Genomic DNA, 2,139 nt, shown 5'->3' with positions numbered 1-2,139 from the left:
GGCGCCGCGAGCGCGGCGGCGTCGTCGATCCCCAGGACGCGCGCGTGCGGGTAGGGCGACAGGACCACGCGCGCGTGCAGGAGGCCGGGCAGGGCGAGGTCCGCCGTGAAACGGGCCTGCCCCGTCACCTTCTCGTGGCCTTCGATCAGCTTGCGTCGTCTTCCGAGGTGGGTGGTCGATGTCGATGTCACGGGAACCTCCGGGTTGGGCGTGGATTCGGCTGGGGCGGGTCTCCACACATAACCACAGATTCGGCCCCGGAGGGCGCCGCGAGCAGGCCACGGGCCGCGACGCGGCCGCGCCGAGCCTCAGCGGCGGGTGAACGTCGTGGGAAGCCGCCTCCCACGGGTGCTGGGTACACTACCGCCATGACCGACCTTCCCGAACTGCGGTACGCCCGCGCGTCGAACCTCGCGGACCACTCGAACAACGGCTTCAGCGTCTACCTGTCGGAGGACATGGTCGTCCCGCGCGAGGGAGACGTCGTTTTGCTCGACGGACGCGCCGTGCGCGTGGAGCGGACCTACCCCGACCCCGAGAACGTCGGGACGACCGTCGTCGAGGTCCTGCCGCTGCCCTGAGGACGCCTCCCCGGCGGCGGGGCCGATTCCCAAGGGCGTTCAGCCCCACCGGCGCCGGAACTCACGCTTTCCGGCGAGTCTGGGGCATGAACGACGAACCCGGTGAATCGCGCGTCCGGACGCGCGCGAAGCTCCAGCCTTCAGGCGCGGCCACGGACGACACGGACGCGGGCCGAAGCAGGTCGACGTCGCCGCTCGACCGGGGCAGCCGCCGATGGCACCTGGACGCCCTGCTGAACCTGCGTGAGCCTTCCGGGGCGGCCCGGGGCACGTTCGACGGACTGCCCCGAAACGAGCACCCCATTCTCGGCCACGACGGCGACGTCTGAACGGAGCATCGATGACCACCCATCCTCCCGGCTGCCCCTTCCACACGTCGACCCTCACGCGTCGGGAAGCCGCCCGACCCCGGCAGGGCACCGGGCGGGACGAGCGCGTCGTCGCCGTGCAGGACCACGCCGCCGCCCGCGACGTCCTGCGTTCGGACCACGCGCGGCAGGCGGGGTTCATGTCCGAGCAGGTCGCCGGGCTCGGCGTCGTGCGTCGCCTTCCCGTCCTCTTCGCCGAGGGGGACGAGCACCACGCGATGCGCCGCGACACCGCCCGGTACTTCACGCCCGCGCAGGTCGCGACGTACCGTCCGATGATCGCGCGGCTCGCGGACGACCTCGTCGCGGGGCTCGCACGCCGTGGAGAGGCGAACCTCGACGATCTGAGCCTCGCCCTCGCCGTGGAGGTCGCCTCGCGTGTCGTGGGTCTCACGGACAGCCTCGCGCCCGGTCTCGCACGTCGCGTCGAGGCCTTCGTGGGCCTCGGAGGGGACAGCGAGCCCGGGCGTGCCGCCGCCCCCTCCCGTCGTCGGGCCCTCGCGTCGCAGACGCGGATGCTGCTGTTCCACCTGCTCGACGTCCGCCCCGCCATCCGCGCGCGGCGCCGCGAACGTCGGGACGATCTCGTCAGCCACCTGCTCGACCGCGACTACGGCGAGCTGGACATCCTGATGGAGTGCGTCACCTACGGCACCGCCGGGATGGCCACCACGCGCGAGTTCGTCACGGTCGCGGCCTGGCACCTGCTGCACGACGCCTCGCTGCGCGCCGAGTACGTGCACGGGACCCGCGAGGAGCGGCACGCCATCCTGCACGAGATCCTGCGGCTCGAACCGGTCGTGGGGAAGGTGTACCGCCGCGCGACGAGCGATCTCGTCGTGGACGGGCGCCCCGTGCCGCGCGGCGCCGTCCTCGCCGTGGACGTCGCGGCCGCCAACGTCGATCCGGACGTCGTGGGGGAGGACGCCCACCGCGTCTGTCCGGGCCGTTCCCTTCCACGGGGCGTCCAGGGTCAGGTGCTGTCCTTCGGCGACGGCCACCACCGCTGCCCGGGCGCGTTCCTCGCGATCGAGGAGAGCGACGTGTTCCTGCGCCGCCTGCTGATCCTGCGTGGCCTGCGGATCGTCCGGGAACCCACCGTGACGTACAACGAGCTCATCAAGGGGTACGAGGTGCGCGGGTTCCGCGTCGCGCTCGGTCCCCGCTGAGGCGCGGCTCCCCGCTCAGCG

The 2,139-nt window shown here is 72.7% G+C and carries 2 protein-coding genes and 1 pseudogene; 2 read left to right on the top strand and 1 reads right to left on the bottom strand.

What is annotated here, in order from left to right:
• Positions 1-191: pseudogene (locus DEIPI_RS32670) on the bottom strand (hypothetical protein); the annotation flags it as partial.
• Between the two features lie 177 nt (positions 192-368).
• On the opposite strand from DEIPI_RS32670, the gene DEIPI_RS0119010 reads away from it, so the two are divergent.
• Both DEIPI_RS0119010 and DEIPI_RS0119000 read left to right on the top strand, forming a co-directional pair.
• Positions 369-581, top strand: a complete 213-nt coding sequence (locus DEIPI_RS0119010) for a hypothetical protein (RefSeq protein WP_027482816.1) — start codon at positions 369-371, stop codon at positions 579-581.
• 340 nt (positions 582-921) lie between these two features.
• A complete protein-coding gene (locus tag DEIPI_RS0119000; protein ID WP_027482814.1) occupies positions 922-2,118 on the top strand; it encodes a cytochrome P450 in 1,197 nt (398 codons plus the stop codon).
• The last annotated feature ends 21 nt before the right edge of the window (positions 2,119-2,139 follow it).

Source organism: Deinococcus pimensis DSM 21231 (assembly GCF_000519345.1).
Taxonomy (GTDB): domain Bacteria; phylum Deinococcota; class Deinococci; order Deinococcales; family Deinococcaceae; genus Deinococcus_A; species Deinococcus_A pimensis.
The sequence above is the reverse complement of the archived record's forward strand: the minus strand, read 5'-3'. Positions and strand labels throughout refer to the sequence as shown.